The 24,458-nt window shown below is 35.6% G+C and carries 15 protein-coding genes; 2 read left to right on the top strand and 13 right to left on the bottom strand.

Annotated features, from left to right (window positions below):
- Positions 1-113: 113 nt before the first annotated feature.
- Positions 114-1,568: a hypothetical protein gene (locus HNP99_RS06485; protein ID WP_173852480.1), complete on the bottom strand. Its 1,455-nt coding sequence runs from the start codon at positions 1,566-1,568 to the stop codon at positions 114-116.
- Positions 1,569-1,660: 92 nt separating this feature from the next.
- Complete coding sequence (locus HNP99_RS06490) at positions 1,661-3,943, bottom strand: beta-galactosidase (protein WP_173852481.1); 2,283 nt, start codon at positions 3,941-3,943, stop codon at positions 1,661-1,663.
- A gap of 281 nt (positions 3,944-4,224) precedes the next feature.
- On the opposite strand from HNP99_RS06490, the gene HNP99_RS06495 reads away from it, so the two are divergent.
- The gene (locus tag HNP99_RS06495; RefSeq protein WP_173852483.1) at positions 4,225-5,850 is read left to right on the top strand and encodes a sulfatase; all 1,626 of its coding nucleotides are present in this window, start codon (positions 4,225-4,227) and stop codon (positions 5,848-5,850) included.
- A 518-nt stretch (positions 5,851-6,368) separates the two neighbouring features.
- On the opposite strand, the gene HNP99_RS06500 is transcribed toward HNP99_RS06495, so the two are convergent.
- Complete coding sequence (locus tag HNP99_RS06500; RefSeq protein ID WP_173837961.1) at positions 6,369-7,811, bottom strand: sulfatase; 1,443 nt, start codon at positions 7,809-7,811, stop codon at positions 6,369-6,371.
- A gap of 289 nt (positions 7,812-8,100) precedes the next feature.
- Between HNP99_RS06500 and HNP99_RS06505 the strand changes: the two genes are divergently transcribed.
- On the top strand, positions 8,101-9,057 hold the full coding sequence (locus tag HNP99_RS06505) for a hypothetical protein (protein ID WP_173852485.1): 957 nt from the start codon (positions 8,101-8,103) through the stop codon (positions 9,055-9,057).
- Between the two features lie 28 nt (positions 9,058-9,085).
- On the opposite strand, the gene HNP99_RS06510 is transcribed toward HNP99_RS06505, so the two are convergent.
- From HNP99_RS06510 to HNP99_RS06555, 10 genes are all read right to left on the bottom strand, one after another.
- A complete protein-coding gene (locus HNP99_RS06510; RefSeq protein WP_173852487.1) occupies positions 9,086-11,071 on the bottom strand; it encodes a glycoside hydrolase family 127 protein in 1,986 nt (661 codons plus the stop codon).
- A gap of 34 nt (positions 11,072-11,105) precedes the next feature.
- Complete coding sequence (locus HNP99_RS06515) at positions 11,106-12,605, bottom strand: family 16 glycosylhydrolase (RefSeq protein ID WP_173852489.1); 1,500 nt, start codon at positions 12,603-12,605, stop codon at positions 11,106-11,108.
- 5 nt (positions 12,606-12,610) lie between these two features.
- Complete coding sequence (locus tag HNP99_RS06520) at positions 12,611-14,092, bottom strand: family 16 glycosylhydrolase (protein ID WP_173852491.1); 1,482 nt, start codon at positions 14,090-14,092, stop codon at positions 12,611-12,613.
- Between the two features lie 209 nt (positions 14,093-14,301).
- Complete coding sequence (locus tag HNP99_RS06525) at positions 14,302-15,867, bottom strand: MFS transporter (RefSeq protein ID WP_173852493.1); 1,566 nt, start codon at positions 15,865-15,867, stop codon at positions 14,302-14,304.
- Positions 15,868-15,899: 32 nt separating this feature from the next.
- Positions 15,900-17,795 (bottom strand): CRTAC1 family protein, encoded by a 1,896-nt coding sequence (locus tag HNP99_RS06530; RefSeq protein WP_173852495.1) that lies wholly within the window; start codon positions 17,793-17,795, stop codon positions 15,900-15,902.
- A gap of 17 nt (positions 17,796-17,812) precedes the next feature.
- Positions 17,813-19,267: an NAD-dependent succinate-semialdehyde dehydrogenase gene (locus HNP99_RS06535; protein WP_173852497.1), complete on the bottom strand. Its 1,455-nt coding sequence runs from the start codon at positions 19,265-19,267 to the stop codon at positions 17,813-17,815.
- A 19-nt stretch (positions 19,268-19,286) separates the two neighbouring features.
- Positions 19,287-20,441 (bottom strand): mandelate racemase/muconate lactonizing enzyme family protein, encoded by a 1,155-nt coding sequence (locus HNP99_RS06540; protein WP_173852499.1) that lies wholly within the window; start codon positions 20,439-20,441, stop codon positions 19,287-19,289.
- 561 nt (positions 20,442-21,002) lie between these two features.
- Complete coding sequence (locus HNP99_RS06545) at positions 21,003-22,370, bottom strand: glycoside hydrolase family protein (protein ID WP_173852501.1); 1,368 nt, start codon at positions 22,368-22,370, stop codon at positions 21,003-21,005.
- Between the two features lie 351 nt (positions 22,371-22,721).
- On the bottom strand, positions 22,722-23,366 hold the full coding sequence (locus HNP99_RS06550) for a bifunctional 4-hydroxy-2-oxoglutarate aldolase/2-dehydro-3-deoxy-phosphogluconate aldolase (RefSeq protein ID WP_173852503.1): 645 nt from the start codon (positions 23,364-23,366) through the stop codon (positions 22,722-22,724).
- A gap of 12 nt (positions 23,367-23,378) precedes the next feature.
- Positions 23,379-24,335, bottom strand: a complete 957-nt coding sequence (locus HNP99_RS06555; RefSeq protein WP_173852505.1) for a 2-dehydro-3-deoxygalactonokinase — start codon at positions 24,333-24,335, stop codon at positions 23,379-23,381.
- Positions 24,336-24,458: the final 123 nt, after the last annotated feature.

The raw sequence follows: 24,458 nt of genomic DNA on the forward strand, positions 1-24,458 counted from the left end.
TTTTTTATTCGAAATTAAATTTGACAACAAGAAGTTGCACTGTCTTTCAAAATTATACTTTTTACATGGCGATTCGTAGTTGTTTTTTATCCCAATACTAACAGAAATTACCCTCAATTACTAGTAACGTCAACACTGTCTAATAAATAGAGATCACCAGCTGCTTTGATATAAATAGCAATAGTAGCCACTGCTTTTTCCTCTTTTAAATAGGCATCAAAAGTAAACGCTTTTAACGGACTTACATTTCCTAATGCTCTTTTTCTAATGATTTCACCTTGATTGTTTTTTGCAATTACGATAGCTTTACCTTGGACAAAAACACCATAAGCACCATGAGCTATTCCGTCTTTTGTTAGATGGAGTTTTTGAGTAATTATACCTGTTTTATTCACCTCAAGAATGGGTGTACTTGCTATTTTTGCCGCAGCTTGGATTTCGTTATAATCAAAACGCTGTCCAGGTTTTAAGGTGTGAATCGCTGTTTTGATTTCTGTTTCTAAATATCCTGTTTCTAAGCCACTGTTGTAAATCTCAGCATTGGCACCATACTCATAATTTAGTTTTTTACTATAGGGTTCAAAAATAGTGACAAAAGCAGTCTTCTTTAATTTGTCTACAAAGCCTATCCATGATTTTGCAGCTATAAAATGCACGCCACCCATCAAATCGTAATCATAATGCAACTCATATACCCCAGGAGCAACCTCCCCTTTCCAGTTTGTCCCGCTATTGAAATATTTAGCTACATCCTCTGCATTATTTTTATCTAATGGTTTCCTGTTTTTATTTACAAAGTTCCATCTTGATTGCGGTGTCAACATGATTTCAAATGATTTACCATTTGGCAATACATCCTTGTTAGAAATGGGAATATAAGCTAAAAAATTCTCCCCGTCTTCTAGTTGAGGTTCGCTTCTAGTAGGATGCTGACTAGTAATTTTAAGCCCTCTTTCAATTGTGGTTGCTCCTTTATTTAGCAAGCTATGGGTAATAAAAACCAGACTTTTCCCTTTCTCGATATACATACTACGCTTGTACTGTAATTGCTCATCGTAATTAAGAACAGTACTGAATGTATTTATAGTGCGATCAAATACTGGTACGGGAAGATTTTGAATTCCTGAACTCACATTAATCAGCTGGTGGGCGGCTGCATCAGTAGATACAAAAGCGTCATACGGACTATCGCCCATTATAACCGGTGGCGGCCAGCGCTTCGTTCTTTCTCCATTACTGTTGACAGCAAAATTATCTACTGGTATGGGCACAAGGCGGTACCCACCAAAGTTGCGCCAGTCTTGCATTTTAACTTTATCGTCAGCAGCAAATTTGCGTCCTAGCAGTTTAGGATTTACCCATAATGAAGCTGTTTTACCCAAATCAAATTGGAGCATTCTCCCTGCAGCGTCTGGTACTACAGCAACAGTAATAAACTTGTTTTTAGCAACTAATACATTGTTCCAACCCCAATTGTTGTAATTATCAACAACAGAAACGGTTTTGTAAGACTGCGCAAACATGCCACAACTTAGTAACAGCAAACTGTATTTTATGGGTAGTTTCATTCCTAAATTATTTTAATAGTTTCAAAAGAGACCTCTTTTTCAAAGGCATTATATTCTCAAACTAAATGTTTCAACGGTAAGCGTGCGCTTTTTTACTTTTGCTCAGAGACCGATACAAAGTACACTTCGTACGGTTTTAATAGTGGTGTTGCAGCAACTGCTACTCCATTAATCAAATCAGTACATACAACTCCATGTGTTGAATTAGTCATTTTAAATTTTATCTGTATCGCTTCCTTTCCCAAATTAATAACCGATAAGACCTGACGGCCGTCCTTAGCTGTAACGCTTCTCCAAGTACATTTTTTCTTAGCTCCTATAACAACTTCTTCAACAGTTACCTTAGGCATATGGTCAAGATTTTGTACTATTTCGAGTGCTGACTTTTTCATATTCTCTAAAACAGAAACAATTTGTAACATACCTGCCGCCTTCACTAGTGGCTTTAAAGGACGCCCATATTCATCTGATTTAAAACTTACATCGTCAATAAGTACTTTCCCTCCCTTGTTCAAATAGCTTTGTACTGCATCAAACTCCGCTTGAGTCACTTTCTCTGTTTTATAAATTGCGATAACATCCCAATTTTTACTATCAATTCGCTGGATACTGTTACTTGTAGCAAAACCTAAAGGCAAGCCTTCAAAATTTAAACTCTCGTACAGCTTAAAAAGATCATCCATATAAGTGGCCTTTTGATTTGCTGTAGTTTTAGAATAAAAAACTCTAATTGGTTTGCGTTGCTCCTGCATTGCCGTGATCTCTTCACTAAAAGTATTCAAATCAATCATCGTGCTCTCTAGCTCTTGCGTCACTCTAGGCTGTTGATTAAGTGAACCCGCATAAGCATTTGTCAATTTCTTCTTGAAAGAACCATCCTCTGCTCTGGGCCAGTACCAAGTTTGCGTGGCATTTAATCCTAATGTATGTGCCGCCCAAGTTACCGCTCTAACATATTTGGGATTCATGTATAAATCCCTAGCGTGGTTTGTTGTTATTAAGTGACTTTCTGAATTAAAATTAATTTGGTCAGGCTGTATTGATTTTAGAAAGTCATACCCCATAAACAGTTCTCGCCAACCTAATACGTAATCAGCTTGCCAGTCGGCAGTTTCTCTTGTATTATTGTAATGCGCTGCAACATCATTACCGTTGATACCACTTAAGGTAGTCAAAGCCTCAAAATCGATACCACTATCAGCATCATTATTCGTAAAAATAGAAGGCATTATTTTCAAATGTACTTTTGCTGCCGGGTCATATTTAATAATTTCAGCTTTTAAAAACGCGATCCATTGTGTAACACGCTCTTGATTAAAGGTGGTCCAATCGTACCATTTTGCTGTTCCCATTGTCGAAATATCAATTGGTACAGCAGTGGCAACTGCATCAAAGTTTGAAAAATTGGTTCCCCATAGTGCATTTAACGCTGCAATAGAATCATGTTTGTCTTTAAGCCAGGTGATGAATTTATCAATAGTGTATTTAGACACATCTGATCTAAAATATACTTTCTTCTTTCCGTTTGTATAATTTGCCCAGCGCGGCTCGTTTACCAGCATGTAGCCTAGTTGCGAGTAGTTTTTAGCTGCTATAAACGGAACCGTCTTTGCAAACAAATCACTCATCATGTTTCTAGCGCCAGGATTATCAATGTCATAAGCTGTAAATGGTTTTCCTATGATTTTATTAAATTGATCCCCGTAAGCTTTTGCCGTCCATTGCGGCACATTATTGTTTGCAATAAAAATAAATCCTGCATTTCCAGAAGCTTTTTCTTGTAACTCTTTCTTTGTTTTAGCTACTAATTCTCCTGTTTGATCGGCTAATTGCATCGGACTTAAAAGGTAGCCGTCTAGCTGTCCAAAATAGTCTGTTAGTTCCTTCGTTTCTGGTTTCCATGTGTAATCAGATAGAAACACAGGTCTATCATTATATAGTAATTGATCTTGCTTAACGACAATTTTAGACCAATCTATTTCATGATATGGCTTTCTACTAATTTTTCCTTCTTTGAGCTGTGTTGCGGTATTTATTGATGCATCAAGCATTGTTAGGATGTCTTTCCTTTCAAATTCAGGTAGTTCTTGAGCTAGTTTTCCAGCTTGATCCTTGTAAATGTTAACCATTTTGAAGGCATCTTGATTAAAAGCAACGTTTTTCTCATCCCAGCGAGCATATTTTAAAAATACTTCGGCAACACGTACCGTCATCTTTTCTTTGTAAGAATCAATTTTTCTATCCTCTAGGTCGTGAATCAGCGTTTGTAAATTTGCTATTTTAGAAGTTACATTTATTTCTGACGTTTGCGCTTGTACATTGGTTGCTAAAACCATCAAAACGCCAAAAAGTACATTTTTTTTATTTGTCTTCATTTATATTAAACTAGTTTTACTTTTTAAATTGGTACTACTGTAATTCGCTAAGTAAAAACATTTATGCTATTAAAGAGTTCTTAAATTTACCTCTCATTACTATCATATTATCTATTTTAAAATGCTTTTTTTTTGGATATGTTAAATTTTAAAGTAATTTTCGGGTAAAATCTTTATAGCAAAGGGTAATCTTAATGATTAAAATAACTGACATATTTTCCTTATTTGTAATTCGATCTATTAAACTAAAAACGTAATTTACTTTAGCTAACTTTTATTCGATGAAAACAAAACAACTACTCCCACTTTTACTACTAGCAGTACTTAGTTCCTACAGTGCTTTTTCGCAGAAAAAGAAACAACCCAATATCTTATTCATTGCAGTTGATGACCTGCGCGCAGAGTTAGGAACCTATGGCTCAGAAATTGTAAAATCTCCTAATATCGATGCTTTGTCTCAAAACGGAGTACAATTTAACCGTGCGTATTGTCAAGAGGCTATTTGTGGTCCTTCACGTGCTAGTGTCATGACTGGAGCACGCAATGAGACTATAAATGTAATTGACTTGTTTCAAGATTTTAGAGAAAATGTACCAAGCATTGTGACGATCCCACAGCACTTTAAGGAAAACGGTTATGAAACTGTCTTTACAGGAAAAGTATTTCACCCTGGGTTTACAGATGATGAAATGTCTTGGAGTAGAAAACCGGTGAAGGTACAAGTGGGTGATAATGTACCTAAGATATCTGGAGGATATGCGCTTGCGGCAAGCCAAGAGATGTATGCAAAAAATAAAGAAGAATTAGAAGCTAAATATGGCGCCAAACTTATTCGTGAGAATTGGCTAGATAAAGGTCCTGCCTTAGAATCTGCTGATGTACCAGACGAAACCTATGATGATGGATACAACACCTTGTCTGCAATTGCAACGTTAAATGAAATGGTTAAGAAAGGGGACAAACCTTGGTTTCTTGCACTAGGATTTAAAAAACCACACCTTGATTGGATTGCTCCAAAAAAATACTGGGACCTGTATGACGAATCAAAAATTCCAATTGCGACTCAAGTTAGCCCTCCTATTGATGGTGCAAGTATGGCGCTATCAGAATCCTTAGAGCTACGCGTTTCAGCAGACATGCCTAAAACGGGTGAATTTAGCCCTGAATTACAGAGGAAACTAAAACATGGTTACTATGCGTGTATCAGTTATATAGACGCTCAATTAGGAAAAATGATCCAAGCCTTGAAAGATTCTGGCGAGTATGACAATACTGTGATCGTATTATGGTCTGACCACGGATTTAATTTGGGAGAAATGGGATATTGGGGGAAAGCAACCAACTATGAGATTGCCACTCGCGTACCGTTTATAATTTCTGCACCTGGTGTAACGAGCAAATCCAAAGGCCATCAATCAGATGCTACCGTTGAGCTAATTGATTTATATCCTACTTTATGTGAATTAGCGGGCATCAATAAACCGGCACATTTAGAGGGTCAAAGTTTAGTTCCGTTTTTGAAAAATCCTGCTGCAAAATCATCAAAACCTGCATTTAGCGTATTTCCAACACCAGCTTTGCGTGAATGGGCAGCGCGTCCATTTACACCGCCGTTTAGAACTACTTTCTTCATGCCGCTAATCGAAAAAATAGAAGCAAAAATAGAGGCTCAAATGGGTGACAAGTGGGATCGAAAAACCTTTGAACAATTTGTAATGGGCTACGCAATGCGAACAGATAATTATAGAATTGTTGTTTGGAAAGATAGAAGAAAACCCAACGATACGCCATTATACGTAGAATTATACGATCACGTAAAAGATCCAAATGAAACGGTAAATATCGCAAAGCAAAATCCAAAAATTGTAAAAGAATTAATAGCTTTATCTAATAAAAAGCAGTCGTAATTTATTAAGATAGTATTGAAGAATCCAGCGTAGAAAGACTTTCTATTGCTGGATTTTTTTTTGGGTAGATTACTGATTTAATTTTATAATAGGTACGGCTGAATTCACTGATAAACGGTAGTGTAATACTGCTAGCTAGTTATCTCAACTAAACTAGTATCAATTAAACATTTTTCTGTGAAGCGAATACATTCAAGCATAACAGCAGCAATAATCAATAACGACACTTTCTTGACACTATTAAAACTTAATTCTTAGCTTGAATCATAGCGCTACCTCTACCTTATTAAAATAGCGCGTTATTACTCATTTCGAAAACAAAAAAACAGCCAAATGGTTGTTGAAAATTCAAGCCGATTAATTGTAATTATTCTATGCAAATCTAGATAACCTGAACATCTTTGATAATAAAAAGCCGTAAAAACAGAAACAAAACATAGTTTAAATAGAAAAATCCAGTACAGTAGCGAACTACTAATACTGGATTTTTACTAACTAATAAAAAAAAACCAACTTAATTAATGGGTTTTTCCAAAATACGAAGGATCACTCATTAACTTCATTTCCTTTTTAACTAACTCTGGACTTCTATAACGGTCCATTCGATCAATATCATACTTTTCAAATTTTCTTTTAAGCATCCACAAAGGTCGCTCTAAGGTCAATTCCCAACTAAAAAGTTGTTTGTACATCTTTCTAACTCGTTCAGGATATTTTGTAGCTAAATCGTTTTGCTCAGAGATATCTTTTGTCAAGTCATACAGCTCTGCTGGTCTATCAGGAAAACGAATTAGTTTCCAATCGTTCTCTCTATAAACAGCACGATTTTCTTTTTTCCAAAACATTGTTTCATGTGGTCTTTGTGTTTCCTCTCCTTTTAAATACGGTACAAGATTTACCCCATCAATGTCTTTCAAATCTGCGCTATTTCCTCCTCCTGCAACGTAAAAAGTAGGCAATAAATCTAACGTGCTTACCGGGTAGTTATATACTTGGTTTGCCTTTAATTGCGCTGGCCAACTCACTAAAAACGGCACTCTCAAACCGCCTTCTAAATGATTGGATTTTGTACCACTCAATGGTAAATTTATAGAAGCATTATTATCTGTAGGTCCGCCATTATCATTTGAGAAAACTACAATCGTATTTTCATCTAAGCCTAATTCTTTTAATTTATCTAGCACTTTACCACACGCTCTATCTAAAGCTAGGGTCATCGCAGCAACTTCTTGACGTACCCCTACTAGCTCTGGAAATTGTTTTAAATCTTCAGCAGTTGCTTCAACAGGCGTATGCACCGCGTTAAAAGCTAAGTAAAGAAAAAATGGCTTGTCTTGATTTCTTTCGATAAAAGAAACTGCTTTCTCTCCAAAAACATCTGTGGCATAACCATCAGGTTCTTCAAAATTCCCAAAACCATTCTCCATTCTCTTATCTAAGTTGTTCCCTTTTAAGTCTCCTTTGTAAGCATAGTAGCTACGGTCACCACCTCTAAAACCATAAAATTCATCAAAACCTCTTTTTAATGGATGAAAGCGATCTGCATCCCCTAAATGCCATTTTCCAATCATAGCACTAGTGTAACCTAGCTTTTTAAGATAATCAGCCATTGTTACTTGATCTAATGGTAACCCCATATCATCACCAAGAAACTTTGAACTTTCACTCATATAACCTGGTACATTGATTTCTTCATAACCAAAACGTTGCTGGTATTTACCCGTTATAAGTCCTGCTCTTGAAGGCGCACAAGTGGCATCAGTAACATAACCTTGCGTGAATTTTACCCCACGCTTTGCCAGTTTATCTAAGTTGGGTGTTTTCATAATCTTACTGCCTTGAAAACCAAAATCAGCATAACCAGCATCATCACAAAATAAGAATACAATATTGGGTTTCTTTTGAGCATTGACAGTCATTTGGAAACCAACAATTGTAAGTAGTAGTACTATTTTTTTCATAGCATTGTTTTTATTTATTTTTAGTAACACCAGCCTAACTAACATTATTTAACTACTGTTGCTTTACAAATTGACGCAAAAACATTTGATTTAATAAAGGTCATTTTATCATATAAGTATTCGATTTTAACCTTATTTGGCAAATAAAAAATTAAAATGTGTTTTTTTTAGCCTGAATTATTTTGAAATCGTTAATAATCAGTAAGTCTTGGATAATTTCTACCGCAAAATATTAGCCATTTTGCAGTTTCTTTATAACTCATTCTAATACTAACATAAACGACCAATTATGCTTAAATCTAAACTACTATTTTCGATTGCCATTCCTTTAATTCTATTGCCCGTTTCATGTAAACTAAAGCAAACTGATAGTGTATACAAGAAAAAAACAAATAGCTATCCTAACCAAATAACATTTAATGCAGCTGGTCAAAATCCAGAGGGAATTGCATTTGACTATAGTAAAAACAACTTTTATCTAAGTGCGATAAACAAAGAGCCAAAAATTGTAGCAGTAAGTTTAAATGGTATTGCTACGGTATTTTCGAATACTAGTACGGGTTCAAGTATGTCCAGTTTTGGTCTGGAAGTAGATTTTAAGAACAACCGTTTACTAGCCTGTGAAAACGATAAATTATCAGGAAATCTAGCCATATATAATCTCATTAGTGGAAACTTGCAGCATTCTATTGCACTAACTCCTTTATTAACTAACAAGAAGAGCCATCAAGTAAATGATGTAGCTGTAAGTTTATCGAGTGATATTTATGTAACAGGTCGCTTAGAGGATGTGATCTATAAAGTTAATAGTAATCTCCAACCCACTATTTTTTTCGAAAAAGAAGGCTTTTCAAAACCTAACGGAATTGTAGCGCATCCAGATGGCTATTTACTGGTAAGTTATAGCAATGCTCATTCACAACTAGTAAAAATACCGTTATCAAATCCAGAAGAAGCTACGATTATCGAACTAAAAGAATTTGAATTTGAAGGATTTGATGGTATGCTATTAAATGAAAAAAACAACATTGTAGGAGTATCATTTGCTGCAGATCAAAACAACGACCATTATGTCAGAGAGTTAGTTAGTACTGATAATTGGATTTCGGCGACAGTTGTCCATTCGAAAAAAATAAATAAAAGTACCACAATTGCCCAAGTTGCTCCCAACACGTACTATGCAATAAATCAAGATTGGTCCAATAAAAAAGCCGAAAACTGGACGTTAGAAAAAGTAACGTTTTAGTTTTCGGCTTTGTTAATTTGCTTTGTTATTACCAAACAACAGGTAGAAAAACAGTCATCTCTGCCTGTCCTCTATTGCTCCAAGCATAGTAAGGAACTAGTTGCGCCTTATACGATTGAAATGCTGGCTTACTAACTGTTTGATACATATCATCTGTCTTTGCTGCTCTAATTAAAAGTGGCGCTTCAACGACAGTTATACCCCCAAGAAAATTCTCTTTATGTACAGCCTCTTTAGGACCGTTACCATCAAAATACACATCTAATATTGAAACGCCTTCAGGTAAATCTGGTGTTTCTAAACAGTATACAATAGGGCCTCTTTTAACCGCTACTTGATTTCTAACTTCTTCAATTCTATTGTGACCTTCGATTAAAGTAACCTCCATAGGCATGTCTAAAATGATAACATCACCCGCTTTCCAGGCTCTAGTAATCGTAGCAAAATTACCTGGATTAATGGTCGTAGTAACCGCTTCTCCATTAACAGTCAAACTACTACCAATAGCCCAATTAGGAATTCTTACTTTAATATCAAAAGCATCGTTTTTACATTCTTCAACGGTAATTTTAACGATACCTTTCCAAGGATAGTCTGTGTCTTGTGATAATTTAATAGCCGAACCATCTAGCAAATTAGTATCTAAGGTATTCCCACCAAACAATACTACTGCCACACCATTTTCAGATAAATTATATGCCCATCCTGAACTTTTACAAATGGTCCTTACTAAGTTAGGAGGACAACAAAAACACTCAATATAAGGTTGTCGTACTGGGCTCTCAGTAACATCAGCATGAGATTCATAATCCCTAGAATTGTTGACCATACGCAACGGATTAGAATAAAAATAATCTTTTCCTTCAATACTAATTCCAGATAATCCACTGTTGTACAGTACAAGTTCTATAATATCTGCATATTTAGATTCCTCTTTTATAGCCATCATTCTACTGCTAAACATAGCATTGCACAAGTTAGCACAAGTCTCATTATAGGCAGTCATATTAGGCATCATGTAGGCGTCTATAAAACCTTCTTGAATCATATCTAAATTAGTCGAAGCACCAAAATGGGCTTGACCAACTGCTCCTGTTACGTACATCTTTTTGCCTGTAACATTCTCCCACAAGCCGTCTAATGCATCTATCAAGGCTTGTTCACCTGTTTCGGCATAAACATCAGCAGCACCTGCGTAATAGTACAAAGCTAAAACTGCATGCCCTACTGCTTCTTTAGATTCTCTTAGAGGCGTTCTTTCTTGCACCATATCCCCTATAGGATATCCCTCAGTCGTTGAATCGTGTTTTATTTCATAAGTCCCTCGACGGTTTATAAACTTTTCTGCTAGCTTTAAGTATTTTTCATCTCGTGTTGTTCTAAACAATTCCACCAGACCCATTATTTGCGTTTGGTTGAAACCAAAACGTTGATAATGCTTTGTATCAGGCATAAAATACGCACATAGTAAGTTGGCCATTTTCACCGCTATATCAAGAAAATTGCGTTGTCCTGTAATGCGATAGTGCACTGTACCTGCTATAAATAAATGCCCACAATTATACATCTCGTGGTATTTTCTATTTTCAAAACGGTCTGCTCCTTCTGTGATTTGGATATGAGTATGTATGTAACCATCCTCCTCTTGAGCTCTACCTATAACAGCAATGTACTCATCTAATTCTTTTAAAATAGACTCGTTTTTTGTTAAGCCATAGATATAGGTTTTGGCCTCCATAAATTTATAAAAATCACCATCATGCCAGTAGAACCCTTTGTGCTCTCCCTCTTTTTCACCTGCAGCAATTTTAAAATTATTTAAACCATGACCAATATCTCCACACAATAAATCGCCCATGTAAGGAAGCATGTGATCTTCGGCCGTTTTTACTTTATCAGCCCAGAATCCGGTATCCCATTTACAGTCACCAAAATTGATACTTTTCAGTTTTACAAAAGGACTTTCAGAGTTATTTGTAATTGCGTTGTTATGATTGTTTGAACTTGTGCTCATAATGTGTGTTTTATATTCTAATCTTCTCTTTTATCTATTTTACTTTGTGCACTGCTATATCGTCAATATATAGTTTGGCCGCTTTTGTTTTGGGTAGGTCTGCTTTGCGAATTTCAATCTCCATTCCGTCATTAATTGCAGAAGCTTGTGCTCTAGAAATTTTTGCTTCAACGGTTACCCATTGTCTTCTCGCTAATTTTTCTAAATCTTTAAACTCGACTTCTAACTTCGGGTTTTGCAAAGTCACATGAATTGTATTTGCAATACGTCCTTGATCTAGCCACAGCTTCATAGATAAAGTAAAATCACCCGCCGGTAGTTTTAAAGATCCATCTGGCGTTTTAGCAATTACTTTTTCTGCTTCTAATTTTTCGTTTTTACCAAATCCTGTAAATTTGAGACTGTTCACTCCCGAAGCATAATCTCCTTCGACAATTTCTAAATATTTCGATGAAGGCGCATCAATCAACCAAAATTTTTGATACTCATTTGGTGTTGAATCTTCCGGTACCATTTTAAGTGGTCTTTTATTATTTTCGAATAAAATAGGGCCTTCAAAACCATAAAATGCACGGTCTTTAGCGAGTAAATTATCTGATGGCTTTTGCCAAACACGCATGTATTCGATTTCAAAATCAACCGGTAGTTCTTCTTTATGAGGCAAACCTAACCATTTAAAAATTTCAGAATCCAACCAAACTTCCATAGGATTATTTAGTACCCAGTCTGTCCCTACTTCGTCTTGTGAAAATTGATGCACTAATTTACCATCTATGAACAATTTTAAATAATCCTCACCCCACTCTGCTCCATACACATGAAAAGCATCTGCGGTTCTATAAGGCAAATTTTCTGTGTGTTGAAAAACGTTTGTTGGTCTCGTTGCCGGAGGACTCCAGTCGTGTGCAGTTGCTAAATATGAATTTTCTTTAATGTTTCCCGTTTTAACTTTTGGGTTCCCCATTAATTCATAAACATCTAATTCTTGCTCGTAACCAATGGCCCAAAAAGCGCCAGTAATCGCAGCATTACCTACTTTAGATTTTACTTCCATATAACCGTTTAAAAAACGTTTTTTAGAAATAACGCCTGCCGTTGTGATAGGCAATGGTTTTCCGTCGATCATTCCATATACAGACGCTCCCATATTTCCATCGGCATACTCTTCTTTAGCAAATGGATATTTAGGTTCCCATGCTGTTCTTAATTTCAATTTACCATCTTTAACAGTCACATTATGAGGCGCAAATTGTGAGGGCGCTCTTCCTTTCCAGATGTAATAATCGCCGTTTTGCCCTTCTACAAACCATTTTGTAGTGTCAATTTTAGTACCTTCAAATTCGTCACTAATTTCTTCATTAAGTACCCAACCTTCCGTATTTTTTGGATCAGAATAAGGATTGTATTTAGCAACAGCTGATTCTGTTTTTTGCGTCCTTCCTGTGCTTTGTGCTTTTGTACTGCTACAACCTATTCCCATTAATACGGTCAAAGGAAGCAAGAACAATGGTTTAACTTTTGTGGTTTTTAACATGGTAATTATATTTTTGTAATTTGTATATCGTCAATAAATAACTTAGCTGCTTTAGTTTCTGGTAAATCTTCTTTTTTGATTTCGATTAGCATTCCATCATTCAACTCTGATGGTTGATTTCTTGTAAATGAAGCCTCAACCGTCACCCATTGCCTCCTTGCTAATTTTGTAAGATCGGCAAAAACTACAGTCACTTTAGGGTTATTTAACTGCACGTGTATTTTATCTGCGATTCTACCTTCATCCAGCCATACTTTCATGCTAATTTTAAAAGATCCTGAAGCCAATTTCAAAGCTCCTTCTGGAGTGATCGCTTGCACTTTATCTGCTTCTAATTTTTCGTTTTTACCATAACCTGAAAATGCCAAACTGTTGACACCAGAAGCATAATCACCTTCTACTATTTTGAAATATTTTGCAGATGTACTGTCTATTGACCAAAACTTTTGATAGTCATTAGGCGTTGAATCCTCAGGAACCATAGTAAGCGATCTTGGATTATTTTCGAATAAAATAGGACCTTCAAAACCATAAAATGCACGGTCTCTTGCTAATAAATTATCTGATGGTTTTTGCCATACACGCATGTATTCTACCTCAAAATCTACCGGAAGCTCTTCTTTATGAGGAACACCTAACCATTTAAAAATTTCAGAATCCAACCATACTTCCATCGGATTGTTTAGCACCCAGTCTGTACCTAACTCTTTTTGATGTGCTTCATAAGTTAGCTTTCCGTCTCTAAAAACTTTTAAGAAATCTGCACCCCATTCTACTCCATAAACGTGAAAAGAATCGGCAGTTTTATAATTTACTAATTCGTCGTTTCCAAACACTTTTGTAGGACGAACCGCAGGCGGACTCCAATCATGAATCGCTGTTCTAACCGTATTAGATAAGATGGTTCCGTCAATTTTAGGGTTCCCCATTTGTTCGTAAACATCTAACTCTTGTTCGTACCCAATAGCCCAGAAAGCGGCAGTAATAGCAGCATTACCTGCTTTTGACTTTACTTCCATATAGCCATTTAAAAATCTTTTTTTGCTAACAATACCTGCCGTCGTCACAGGCAGTGGCTTTCCTTCATGCATACCATAAACATCAGTATTTGCACCATCTGCATAATTTTCTTTAGCAAAGTTAAAATTGGGCTCCCATTGTGTTCTTAACTTTAATTTACCGCCTTCTACAATTACATTGTGTGGCGCAAATTGTGAAGGTGCTCGCCCTTTCCAGATGTAATAATCTCCATTTTGACCTTCAATAAACCATTTTGTAGTATCGATTGTATCACCATCAAACTCATCACTTACTTCCTCGTTTAATACCCAACCACCAGCATTTTCTTGATCAGAAAACGGATATACCTTTTGGTCGATTGCTTTACTTTTGATAGCCGATTTACTTTGCTTTTTCTGCGCACAACCTATATTCGAAAATACTATTGCACTAACAAGTAATAGCAAATTAACACTGACATATCTCATCTCTTTTTGTTTTAATATTCGTTTAATAATAAAATTTTATTGACTTTTAAAAGCTTGCAAAACCATGCTATTTAACTACATCTCGCTCTGAATTCTACTAATTTTAAAAACAGCTTACTATGCTTATAACTATTTAATCTGTGGCTAATAATATTATTTCCTATAATTCAACCCCACATACTTAAAGTCTGTAGCGCTTTAAATTCTAATTATTTGTTCTGGAGTTTCAATTGAATTTCCTCAATAGTCATATTTTTTGTCTCTACTAAATAACGGTACAAAATCACTAACCCTATAGCGACAGTCACTGCATAAAATAGCAAGGTGTAACTTATTCCCATAGTGGCGAGCTGCTTAGGGAAAAATACCTGAACTAGCATACTCACTAAGCTTGTTATCAATGTAAAAAATGGGATTGCGATCCCTCTAATAGAATTTGGGAAAATTTCTGAGAACAGTACCCACATTACTGGCCCTACAGAAAAATGAAATGCAGCAATAAAACTAAGTATTCCTACTAGTATCAAAATTGAATTAATAGTTGCTGCTTTTTGAATTAAAATACTCTCGTAGTTACGTGCATCTACCGCGCCTAAATTATCTTCTAATGCTTTTTTAAATTCGATATCGCTACCATACTCCACACCCACAATAGGTTGCAGTCTTTGCACATTATCAACTGATGATAATGCTGTGATTGCTTCGGTTGTTATGGTATATCTCGCAGTTTGAAATCCGTAAAAGCAAATCCCTAAACTTAGAATTATCCAGGCCATTCCCCATATAATTAATGGTCTACGTCCTAGTTTATCTACTAACAATAAACCTAGAATCGTAAAAACCACACTAGTTAATCCTACCCAAATAGATTGCATAAAAGCAGTATCTGATCCACCTCCAATTTGTTCAAAAACTGTAGGAGCATAAAATAATATTGCGTTGATTCCCGTAGCTTGCTGCGCTATGGCAATGGTGGTTGCGATAATTAAAATGACACGCATTTTTTTACTAAAGATTTCTTTTAATTGAGATACAAGAGAATGATCTTGCGAACCAGAAGTGATCTCATTTTCCATTTCTGAAATTAAAATAGTTACTTCCTCCTCTGCTTGAATTTTTCTAAGCGTGTTAATTGCTTCTTCTTTTTTACCATTAAGCATCAACCAAGCTGGACTTCTAGGAATAAAGAACAAAGCTACTAACCAGGCAAACGCAGGAATGATTTCAGATCCTAACATCCATCGCCATACATTAGTTTTTAAACCAGTACTCACTACCCAAGCAGCATCTGAGTTTGCATAATTTAAAATAAGATAGTTGATAAAGTAAGCGGCTGATAACCCTAAAACGATATTTATTTGAGTCATCGATACTAATTTACCGCGCCATTTAGGTGGTGCAATTTCACCAATGTACATTGACGCAACAGAAATCGAACTAAAAGCCAAACCACCTAAGAAGCGTGAAGCGACTAGTGTCCAATATGTAGGTGCAATTGTTGCCCCTACCGCCGAAATTAAATACAATAATGCAATAATTTTTAGGGTTGTTCGTCTACCTAAAGCATTACAGGCACTACCTGCAAAAAACAGAGCCAACAAGACACCTATACTAGGAGCACCCACGACAATCCCTAATTGCATAGGATTTAAAGAAAACTCCTCAGTAATAAACTTTACTGTTCCTGATATTACCGCTGCATCTAAGCCAAAAACAAAGCCTCCAAAGGCTACAATTGTGGCATAAGTAAATGCGTTTCTTTTATATGAACTCATAATTAAATGATGTATTAAAAATTGGTTATTAGTTAGTTTTTGGTTCCGATTAAAATTTTAGTTTTGATCGAATTAATAGATTGTTCGCTAGTTTCTCCATTTGACCAGGTCACTTTAGCTTTAATAGCTTTATCACAAGAATCGAGTCCAAAATGGATAAATTTATTGAAGCTAAGTGAGTAAGATGCTCCAGTGGCTCCTACACGTTGTATTTGTTTTTTGTTACAAGACTGCAATTCGACCACCGCTCCTAAAGCTGTCGCTTTTCCCGACTTAGAGTTGCCTATTTCGATAGTAACCGATTTATTTTTAGCACCATTTTCCAACTCATTTTTGAACAAGTGCCATTTTCCTCTTTCGTTACCAATGACTACATCTATTTTTCCATCTAAATCATAATCGATGGTTTCAACCGCCATCCCTATCGCTCCTAATTCATTAGAAACAATTGCTAAATCTTGGATATGTTGAAATGAGGCGTTTCCAGAATTAAGATACAATACTGATTTATTGGGATGAATTAAATCGCCTCGTTTTACCATTAAAATATCTGCAAAACCATTGTTATCAAAATCAGCCACTGTTGCTCCTTCGATAAACTCATTCAAGAATATTTTTGACTTCTCGGTAACATCAGTAAATTTCCCTCCTTTATTTTCTAACAATAAAGTGCTTGGAGCTTTAGGGTGATTGTAATCAGGATAGTCTAATACGCCATGTACCACACCTGTTGCCGGAGCATTAAGAGATCCTGCGATTCTCCATTTATCATTTCCTACATAGCCTATGTAAAAACCAGATTTGTCTTTATAATTATCAGGAAACCCAAGAGAATTGCTGTTTACTAATCTAATGTTTTTACCAGAGTGCGTCTCTGCTGGGAATTTATAATCATACCCAGATTCTCCAATAAAATAAGTATCGGCATTAGGCCATTGTGACTGAAAATTTTCCATATTCAATACATCGCCTACTTCAAGATCTGCAAACTTAAAAGCGCCCCTTTTTGTAAAAAAGCCCCATGTTTTACTTTCTTTATCAAAGAATGTTTCCCCTATTTCAAAATCTTTTGAGCGTGTAAAGAACAAATCGAAATCGCCATCATTGTCAAAATCTATTTCGTTAATACTCGTAACATCATCTATTTTAAATGGGAATATTTTATCTGTAACTTCTTTAAAAGTAAGATCTCCTAAACCTTGAAAAGCTTTCACACTGCCAGTACCATACATAATGATATCTACAATAGCATCCCCATTAAAATCTGTTACTAGCGTTTTTTGACCGTCTGCTTTTATAGCAGGTAATTTAGATTTAAAAACTAGTTCCCCTTTACCTATATTTTCATAGATATAATTTTCACTTTCTCCTTTTTTATCTGCGTCAGGGAAAGCAAAATTTAGTAGATCTAAATCACCGTCATTATCTAAATCTACAAACTTAACGGTACGACCGCGCATCATTTCTAGTGGCACATTAAATTCAGGAAGCTCAATAAATTCACGCTTTTTATTTACCGTGAACAATTTAGAATTTCGAGCATTACCACCAGAGCCACCGCCGCGAGCCATTATAATCTCTAAATTTCCATCGCCATCAAGATCACCCACAGAAACTCCGTGAACGTCTCCTATTAATATGTCGTATGGTTTTTCAAATTTCCCTTTATTATTCCAGCAAACTTGTACGCCATAACCATGATCATTAATTAGCAAATCAAGATAGCCATCGTTATCTAAATCGACTACAACAGGCGCATCCCACTTTCTAAGATTTTTATCTTTAATGGAAAATTCCTTACCCACTTCGGTAAAGTTGCGATTTGCAGTAGCAAGCGCTGACTCTTGACCAATACTTACATTAGCTAGAATGCAACTTACGGTGAAGGCATAAAGTGCCACTTTTAAAGGTTTATTTATTATCTCCATTTTAAATAATTCTAAAATTAGATTGCAGTAGATACTCTTTTCTTCACCAAATAATCATCTAGTGCTAAATGCGAACAGTCATGTCCGATACCACTATTTTTGATTCCACCATGAGGCAAGTAGATGGCATATTTCACTCCATTGATCTGAATTTCTCCAAAATCTAAATCCTCTGTAAAACGTTGAATTCTTTTGTGGTTGTTTGTAAAAAGGTACGATGCCAATCCATACTCTGTGTCATTTGCCATTTCTAGCACTTCGTCGTCTGTATCAAAAGACATGATTCCGGCAACAGGTCCAAAAGTTTCTTCTCTAAACAAACGAGAATCTGTTGTGATTCCGGACACTACAGTTGGTTCCATCCAGTTTCCATTTTCTGGGAAACCCTCAGGAATTTTTCCACCGTACTCTAATTTTGCTCCTTTGCTTACAGCATCAGCAACTAAATCAAACATTCTGTTTCTAGCTTTTCTGTCCACTACAGGTCCCATATCAACTGTTTCATTAGGATCAATACTAAATCCTAATTTAATTTTTGAAGCTCTATCAATATAAGCCGCTAAGAATTTATCGTAGATATTTTTGTGTACAAAAATTCTGTTTGCAGCCACACATATCTGACCTGAATTACCAAATTTTAATCCAATTGCTAAGTTCAAAGCGGTATCAAAATCAGCATCTTCAAAAACAATAAAAGGTGCATTTCCACCCAATTCCATTCCTAATTTTTTGATTGATGTTGTACTATCTGCAATGATTCTTTTTCCTGTCGCTGTAGAACCAATCATGGTTAATACCGCTGGAATTGTGCTTGTTGTCATTGTTGTAGCCACTTCTGCAGAAGGACCTGCCAAAATATTTACAACTCCTGCTGGAAAATCAATGCTGTGCAGTATTTCACCAAGGATATAACTTGATAAAGGCGACATTTCAGAAGGCTTGATAATCAATGAACATCCTGCTGCCAATGCAGGTCCAATTTTGAAACCAACATTCAATAACGGAAAATTCCAAGCCAAGTAAGCCACGGCTACACCTGCTGCCTGCTCGACCATCTTGTGTGTATGCGTGTGCTCGTAATCAGGAATTTGCTCTTCTCTACGGTTTTTCATTGCTGCAGGATACCATTCTAATGCATTGGTAATTGCCTCAATATCTTCTGCAGATCCAGCATATGTTTTACCCATTTCGTGCACCATTGCCGAACGTAATTCTGCTTCTCTTTCGATAATAGCCGTTCTCAATTTTGTCATCCAAACGGTACGTTCAGCCAAAGATAATTTCGACCAAAATTTAAATCCTTTTTGAGCTGCAATCAATGCCTTTTCAGCATCTGCTTTTCCTGCTAAGGCAACTTGAGCAATAGATTCTCCAGTAGCTGGACAAACTACTGCTGCTTTTTCACCACTCACTGCATCAACTAATTGACCGTCTATATATAATTTTTTATATCCAAAATCTTGTGTTTTCATCTTGTTTTTAATTTGGTAATTAAAGTTTTAATTTAATAGTATCTTTTGAGATTGCATACTGTTTCAATATGTCCTCGTCAACATCTATCCCTAAACCGGGACGATTTGGGACTTCAAGATAACCATCTTTCATTACTATCGAAGGGAAAGTTAACTTTTCTCGAAGACCATTTTCTGTTTGATCGTATTCTATTAAAAAATTTGAATTGTACATTCTTCCTGGTATGCACTCCATATTAGCTATAAAGTGCAGCGCCACATGGATTCCTATTGCCGTTCCCCAAGTATGCGGAACGATATCTACTCCATTTGCCGTAGCTAATGCCGAAATACGTTTGGCTTCTGTAAGTCCGCCACTACTGCAAATGTCTGGCTGTAAAATATCAACTGATTTATTTTGAATTAATTGTTGGAATCCAAAACGCAAATATTCACATTCTCCTCCCGCAATTGGGATTGTCGTTTTTTGCCTTAACTCATTATATTGCCCATAAAACTCTGGCGAAATAGGCTCTTCAAACCAAGCAATATCATATGGCTCAATCAATCGACTCAATTCTATTGCTTCTCTCAAAGTATAGGCATGATTAGAATCGACCATCAACTGAATATCAGGTCCTAAAATTTCGCGCATTTTCTTCACGTTAGCAACATCAGCTTTGATCCCTAAACCCACCTTCATTTTCATGGCTCTAAAACCTTGAGAAACATATAGTCTCGCTTCTTCTTCAAAATCCTTAGACGGATTATCGTGACATGAAAAGTACAAACCAGTTGCATAAGGTTGGATTTTTGTGCGATGCGCACCACCAAGTAAAGTCGCAATTGATTGCCCTAAAATTTTACCTTTTAAATCCCATACCGCAATATCAATTGCACTCATAGACGCCACTAAGATTCCTCTACGAGCATAATCTAGGGTTCTACGGTACATTCTATTCCAGATTACCTCATTGTCTAATGGGTTTTGACCTATAACCATAGGTTTCAAAAATTCGATTCCAGCCTCAAGTATACTTGCAGGTCCGTAGCCTTCTCCCCAACCGTAAGTACCGTCAGAGCAAGTTATTTTCACTACACAAATACATCTTTCTGCATATTCCCATTGCGAAAAGAAAAAACTTTTAGACAGCGTATCTTTGAGTACATAGGTTTCAATTTTTTCAATAACCATAACAAATAATTTAGTTTTAAGGATTCATATATAATTCAGCTTCCTAGAGGTATAGGCATTAAAATGAATGTTGAATTATTTTTTACTAAATTATATGTATTACAAGCTTTTTTAAGTCAATAAATTACCTAAGAAGTAGCCTATTTTATCTCTTTATTATGAGAAAACAATAAAAAAATGGGTAATTTTTTTACTTATATAGATTATTTGTCTAATAAAAAACTGAATTACACAAAGTCAATTTACTTTGCATAACTCAGTTCTTTTATAGTAATAAGCAACTATAGCGCTGCATGTTAAGTGCTTTCAGATTGTGTTTAAGAGTAAAATCTGATTCTTATAATTTAAAGTAACTGTCAAGCTAGCTAACAGTTGTTGCATTATTTATTTATTTTGGCTGTTGCCAAAGTAGCTCTAATTTTAATAATAACTTTTGTAGTGCATAATAGCATTCGAGTACAATTACTAATTTCCTAGTCTAGCCTGAGCACATTTATTATTCGAATAAAGACAGCTTTGTATTACTCGTTATCAATCCTACCCCATTATATCGAAACAAAATTAAGCTCTTTTTTTATTCTTATTTGCACCCTTAGACTTTGTGTCTTTTTTATTGTTTTCCGTTGCTGTTTTCTCTAAACAATCTGCATTTCGTTCCACTTTCGTTTTATCACAGCCATTAACCGCCATTGATTTGTAAATAAAATTATCTGGTAATAAAAAATCAGAATTGGTTTTTGTAATTTTTCCAATATTGATTTCGTAACAACCACCATCACTACCATTTTTACAACCGCTTTCTAAAGTTGAGTTGGTTCTAAAAACACCGATTGAACGTCCTGCAGTACTTTCAAAATCAGGATTCTGACATTTACTTACCATTTCTTTACGCTCAGCACAATCAAAAAACATAAAATCCTTAGACTTTACTTGCGCTCCTTTACCACCAGTGACAGTAATATCACCCACATAAGAGCGACTATCAAAAGTTCCAATATTATCAACTCCAGTTTCTTTTCTATCCTTGAACCCTGCAGCTAGTTGTACCGCAAAAGTGGAATTAATTGCAGTAATCCCTTCGACATCTACTCTACCTTGATCGACTCTATGCGGAGAAATTGTTAGCGCAGCATCTCCTTCTTTTATCGTAATATTTCTACCTACAATATCATCTACGGTTTGCACATTCAATTTTCCAGTTTCACCACTTCCTGTTTCTACTCGCAAAGTTACGCCACCCACTCCTTCTAAGTTTTTACACAAAATAGACTTGCCGGCTTGAATTTGAATCACTCCATATCCCACATGACTATTAGTTAACAAAACATTCTTAACAATGCCTTGTCTTGCTACTTCATCGCGGTTGCTATTGTCAGGTAAATTCAAAGCAATAGCCGAAAATGGTGTGTAGGAATCAATCACTTTAAAACCAGAGAATTTAAAATTACGCACATTACAAGCTGTAATTATTTTCATTCGGTAATCTCCTTTTGGAAACCTAGCGGTGAACCAGTTTTCTTTATCTTCATCATCTTCTTCTTCATTAGTTATCGCTACATTTTCAACAAGAAACTTTCTACCCACTTCAAAAATAGAATTCCCCATTTTTTTTGCTGTTGTATCTAGAAAAGGTTCGATAACCACCTCTTTATCTATCTTTAACTGAATATTAGAACGAAGCAGCACATCAATTAAATAGTAGGTCCCTTTTCTTAAATGAATGATTCCTCCGCCACTTTTTGATAAAGAGGCAATCTTGGCGTTTAGCAAAGCGCTATCTGTTCCATCATTCTTTCCTGTTAATTTGATTTCGATTTCTTTATTCGGAATTTTATTGGTGTAAAACCTATTTTCATTATCCGTTAATCGGTCTTGAGCCAAGGCTGTAATTGTCGTTAAGAACAGCATGATTGCAATTGCTTTTTTCATTATAGTTTTTATTTATTTTTTAGTAATACCAGATTAAATGCAATCACAACAGTGCTAAATTATAGGTCGCATCTACTATATATTAGACCTTAAATAACGGCAATAGTTTAAGCAGCTCGTATCACAATTTATACATTTAACGTTAGTTTACGATTTATACTTAGCAAACAAAAAGTCTGAATTAAAATGATTGTTCCCTCCTTTCTCAAAAAAAAATCCCGAAGGAAATTCCATCGGGATTAATTACCAATAAACTAATAATTCAGTTCTTTGATTACTAAAATACTTCCTGATAAGGATCTAGCATTATTTCTAAAATTACCAAGATCATCATAGAATCAGTAGTTAAATTTACTTTGCTCTAGCAGTATTTACTGCATCGCAAATAGCTTTGAAATGCTGATAAAGCAACTCATAATTTTTAGCTTCAATTAATTTTTTATCGAATAAAGAGCCGCCCATACCCACACCTATAGCGCCAGCTTGAAAAAACGACTGAATATTATTAACATCTACACCTCCTGTGGGTAGCAACTTTATAGTATCTAATGGCCCCAAAATATCTTTTACATAGCCAGGCCCCATTTGCGTAGCTGGAAAAATTTTAACTGCCGTAGCGCCTAGCTTGTTTGCATTATAAATCTCTAGAGGAGTGAAAGCACCAGGAAAAATAGGAATGTTATTTTCATTACAATACTTCATTACAGCTACGTCCATTATTGGGGTTACGATAAATGTTGCGCCTGCCTCTAGGGCTTGCATTAGATCATCCATGGTGCAAACTGTTCCTGCACCCACATTTATCTCTGGATGATTTGCAGCTACCGCTTTAATAATGGCACAAACATTATCAGAGTTCATCGTGATCTCTAGTGTCGTCAAGCCTGCTTTTTTATAATAAGGTAATATTTCCTCAATTGTTTCTAAGGATACATTGCGGATAATCCCCACAACGGGCATTTGCTCAAAAAGTTCTGGTTTATAATTTGTTCCCATAATCAAGTGTTTTTAAAGTTGTTTTTTTAAAATATTCCATTGCCCTTTTACTACTGAAAGATCTACTAAATGGGCTTCTATAATTTCTGTTTTTGACTCTAAGCCTAGCACACAAATCGCTTTGTGGTACAGCTCAAATAATTTTCCTCCAGCGCATAATTTTATCGAGTCACAATCCAATTGGCGTAAACTTTGCAGTTCCTCTCCAATTAGTAACCCACTGAGGTAATAGTAATTTTCTACATTCGATTTTTCTTTAAACAACGTATTTGTTCGAATAGTAAAAAGCGTATTCAAGAGTGATTTTCCTTCCATCGCCTTAGCAACACCTTGTTCAAATGCGCTTAAAACTGCTGTATTATAATCTGTCCTTTCTAGCGACGCTTTTAAAATAGTATGCTCTGCGATTACGCTAAAAATTTCTCCTGTCATAAAAGTGAAAAAATTGATTATCTCACCATTTACACATACCACATGCTTGCTGTGCGTACCGGGAGTTACAAAAACAATCGATTGCTTCTTGTCTTGCTCATTTACTAAACCTATAATTTCGACTTCTTCCCCTCTTATAACATCTGACTGTGACTTTACACCCGAAATTAAGTGTATTGTATTTGGGATAATATCTGAATTTATTTGTTCGATAAAAAGTGATTTACCATCTGTTTTAAAAGGCAAGTTTGCATAAGGTAATTCCCTTAATCCAATGCTAGATGAAGCCATTCCAGAAATAACGATAGCCACATCTGAAGTGATTTGATTTGAAAAAAGAGCCAATTGATTTTTTAAGAAATTCAAAAAGTAGGTTTCTTTATCACCGCCAAAGTCCAACCATTCATTATAAATAGTTTTAATCCCTTTTGAAGAGACTACTTCTTCAATTATTTCCAAACTTGGAACTGCTACCAACCTTAAACGTAGGTTTGTAGTTCCCCAATCAACACTTACAAAAGTTTTTATATTGGCCATTTTACTTCATTTTTGTTCTAAACAAATATAGCTGAACGCCTCTATTATTTGATTTTAGAGATTACCTGAACCTACTTCTTATTTACCCTAATTAAAGAATCAAGAGTCTAGCTTGTATTATAA

Origin of the sequence: Flavobacterium gelidicaeli, from assembly GCF_013294005.1 — a bacterium.
GTDB lineage: Bacteria > Bacteroidota > Bacteroidia > Flavobacteriales > Flavobacteriaceae > Flavobacterium.

Excerpts from the sequence above, each read along its gene's own strand:
- HNP99_RS06515 (WP_173852489.1), bottom strand. The coding sequence starts at position 12,605 with ATGTTAAAAACCACAAAAGTTAAACCATTGTTCTTGCTTCCTTTGACC.
- HNP99_RS06525 (WP_173852493.1), bottom strand. The coding sequence starts at position 15,867 with ATGAGTTCATATAAAAGAAACGCATTTACTTATGCCACAATTGTAGCC.
- HNP99_RS06540 (WP_173852499.1), bottom strand. The coding sequence starts at position 20,441 with ATGGTTATTGAAAAAATTGAAACCTATGTACTCAAAGATACGCTGTCT.
- HNP99_RS06505 (WP_173852485.1), top strand. The coding sequence starts at position 8,101 with ATGCTTAAATCTAAACTACTATTTTCGATTGCCATTCCTTTAATTCTA.
- HNP99_RS06510 (WP_173852487.1), bottom strand. The coding sequence starts at position 11,071 with ATGAGCACAAGTTCAAACAATCATAACAACGCAATTACAAATAACTCT.
- HNP99_RS06545 (WP_173852501.1), bottom strand. The coding sequence starts at position 22,370 with ATGAAAAAAGCAATTGCAATCATGCTGTTCTTAACGACAATTACAGCC.
- HNP99_RS06495 (WP_173852483.1), top strand. The coding sequence starts at position 4,225 with ATGAAAACAAAACAACTACTCCCACTTTTACTACTAGCAGTACTTAGT.
- HNP99_RS06555 (WP_173852505.1), bottom strand. The coding sequence starts at position 24,335 with ATGGCCAATATAAAAACTTTTGTAAGTGTTGATTGGGGAACTACAAAC.
- HNP99_RS06485 (WP_173852480.1), bottom strand. The coding sequence starts at position 1,568 with ATGAAACTACCCATAAAATACAGTTTGCTGTTACTAAGTTGTGGCATG.
- HNP99_RS06550 (WP_173852503.1), bottom strand. The coding sequence starts at position 23,366 with ATGGGAACAAATTATAAACCAGAACTTTTTGAGCAAATGCCCGTTGTG.
- HNP99_RS06500 (WP_173837961.1), bottom strand. The coding sequence starts at position 7,811 with ATGAAAAAAATAGTACTACTACTTACAATTGTTGGTTTCCAAATGACT.
- HNP99_RS06530 (WP_173852495.1), bottom strand. The coding sequence starts at position 17,795 with ATGGAGATAATAAATAAACCTTTAAAAGTGGCACTTTATGCCTTCACC.
- HNP99_RS06520 (WP_173852491.1), bottom strand. The coding sequence starts at position 14,092 with ATGAGATATGTCAGTGTTAATTTGCTATTACTTGTTAGTGCAATAGTA.
- HNP99_RS06535 (WP_173852497.1), bottom strand. The coding sequence starts at position 19,267 with ATGAAAACACAAGATTTTGGATATAAAAAATTATATATAGACGGTCAA.
- HNP99_RS06490 (WP_173852481.1), bottom strand. The coding sequence starts at position 3,943 with ATGAAGACAAATAAAAAAAATGTACTTTTTGGCGTTTTGATGGTTTTA.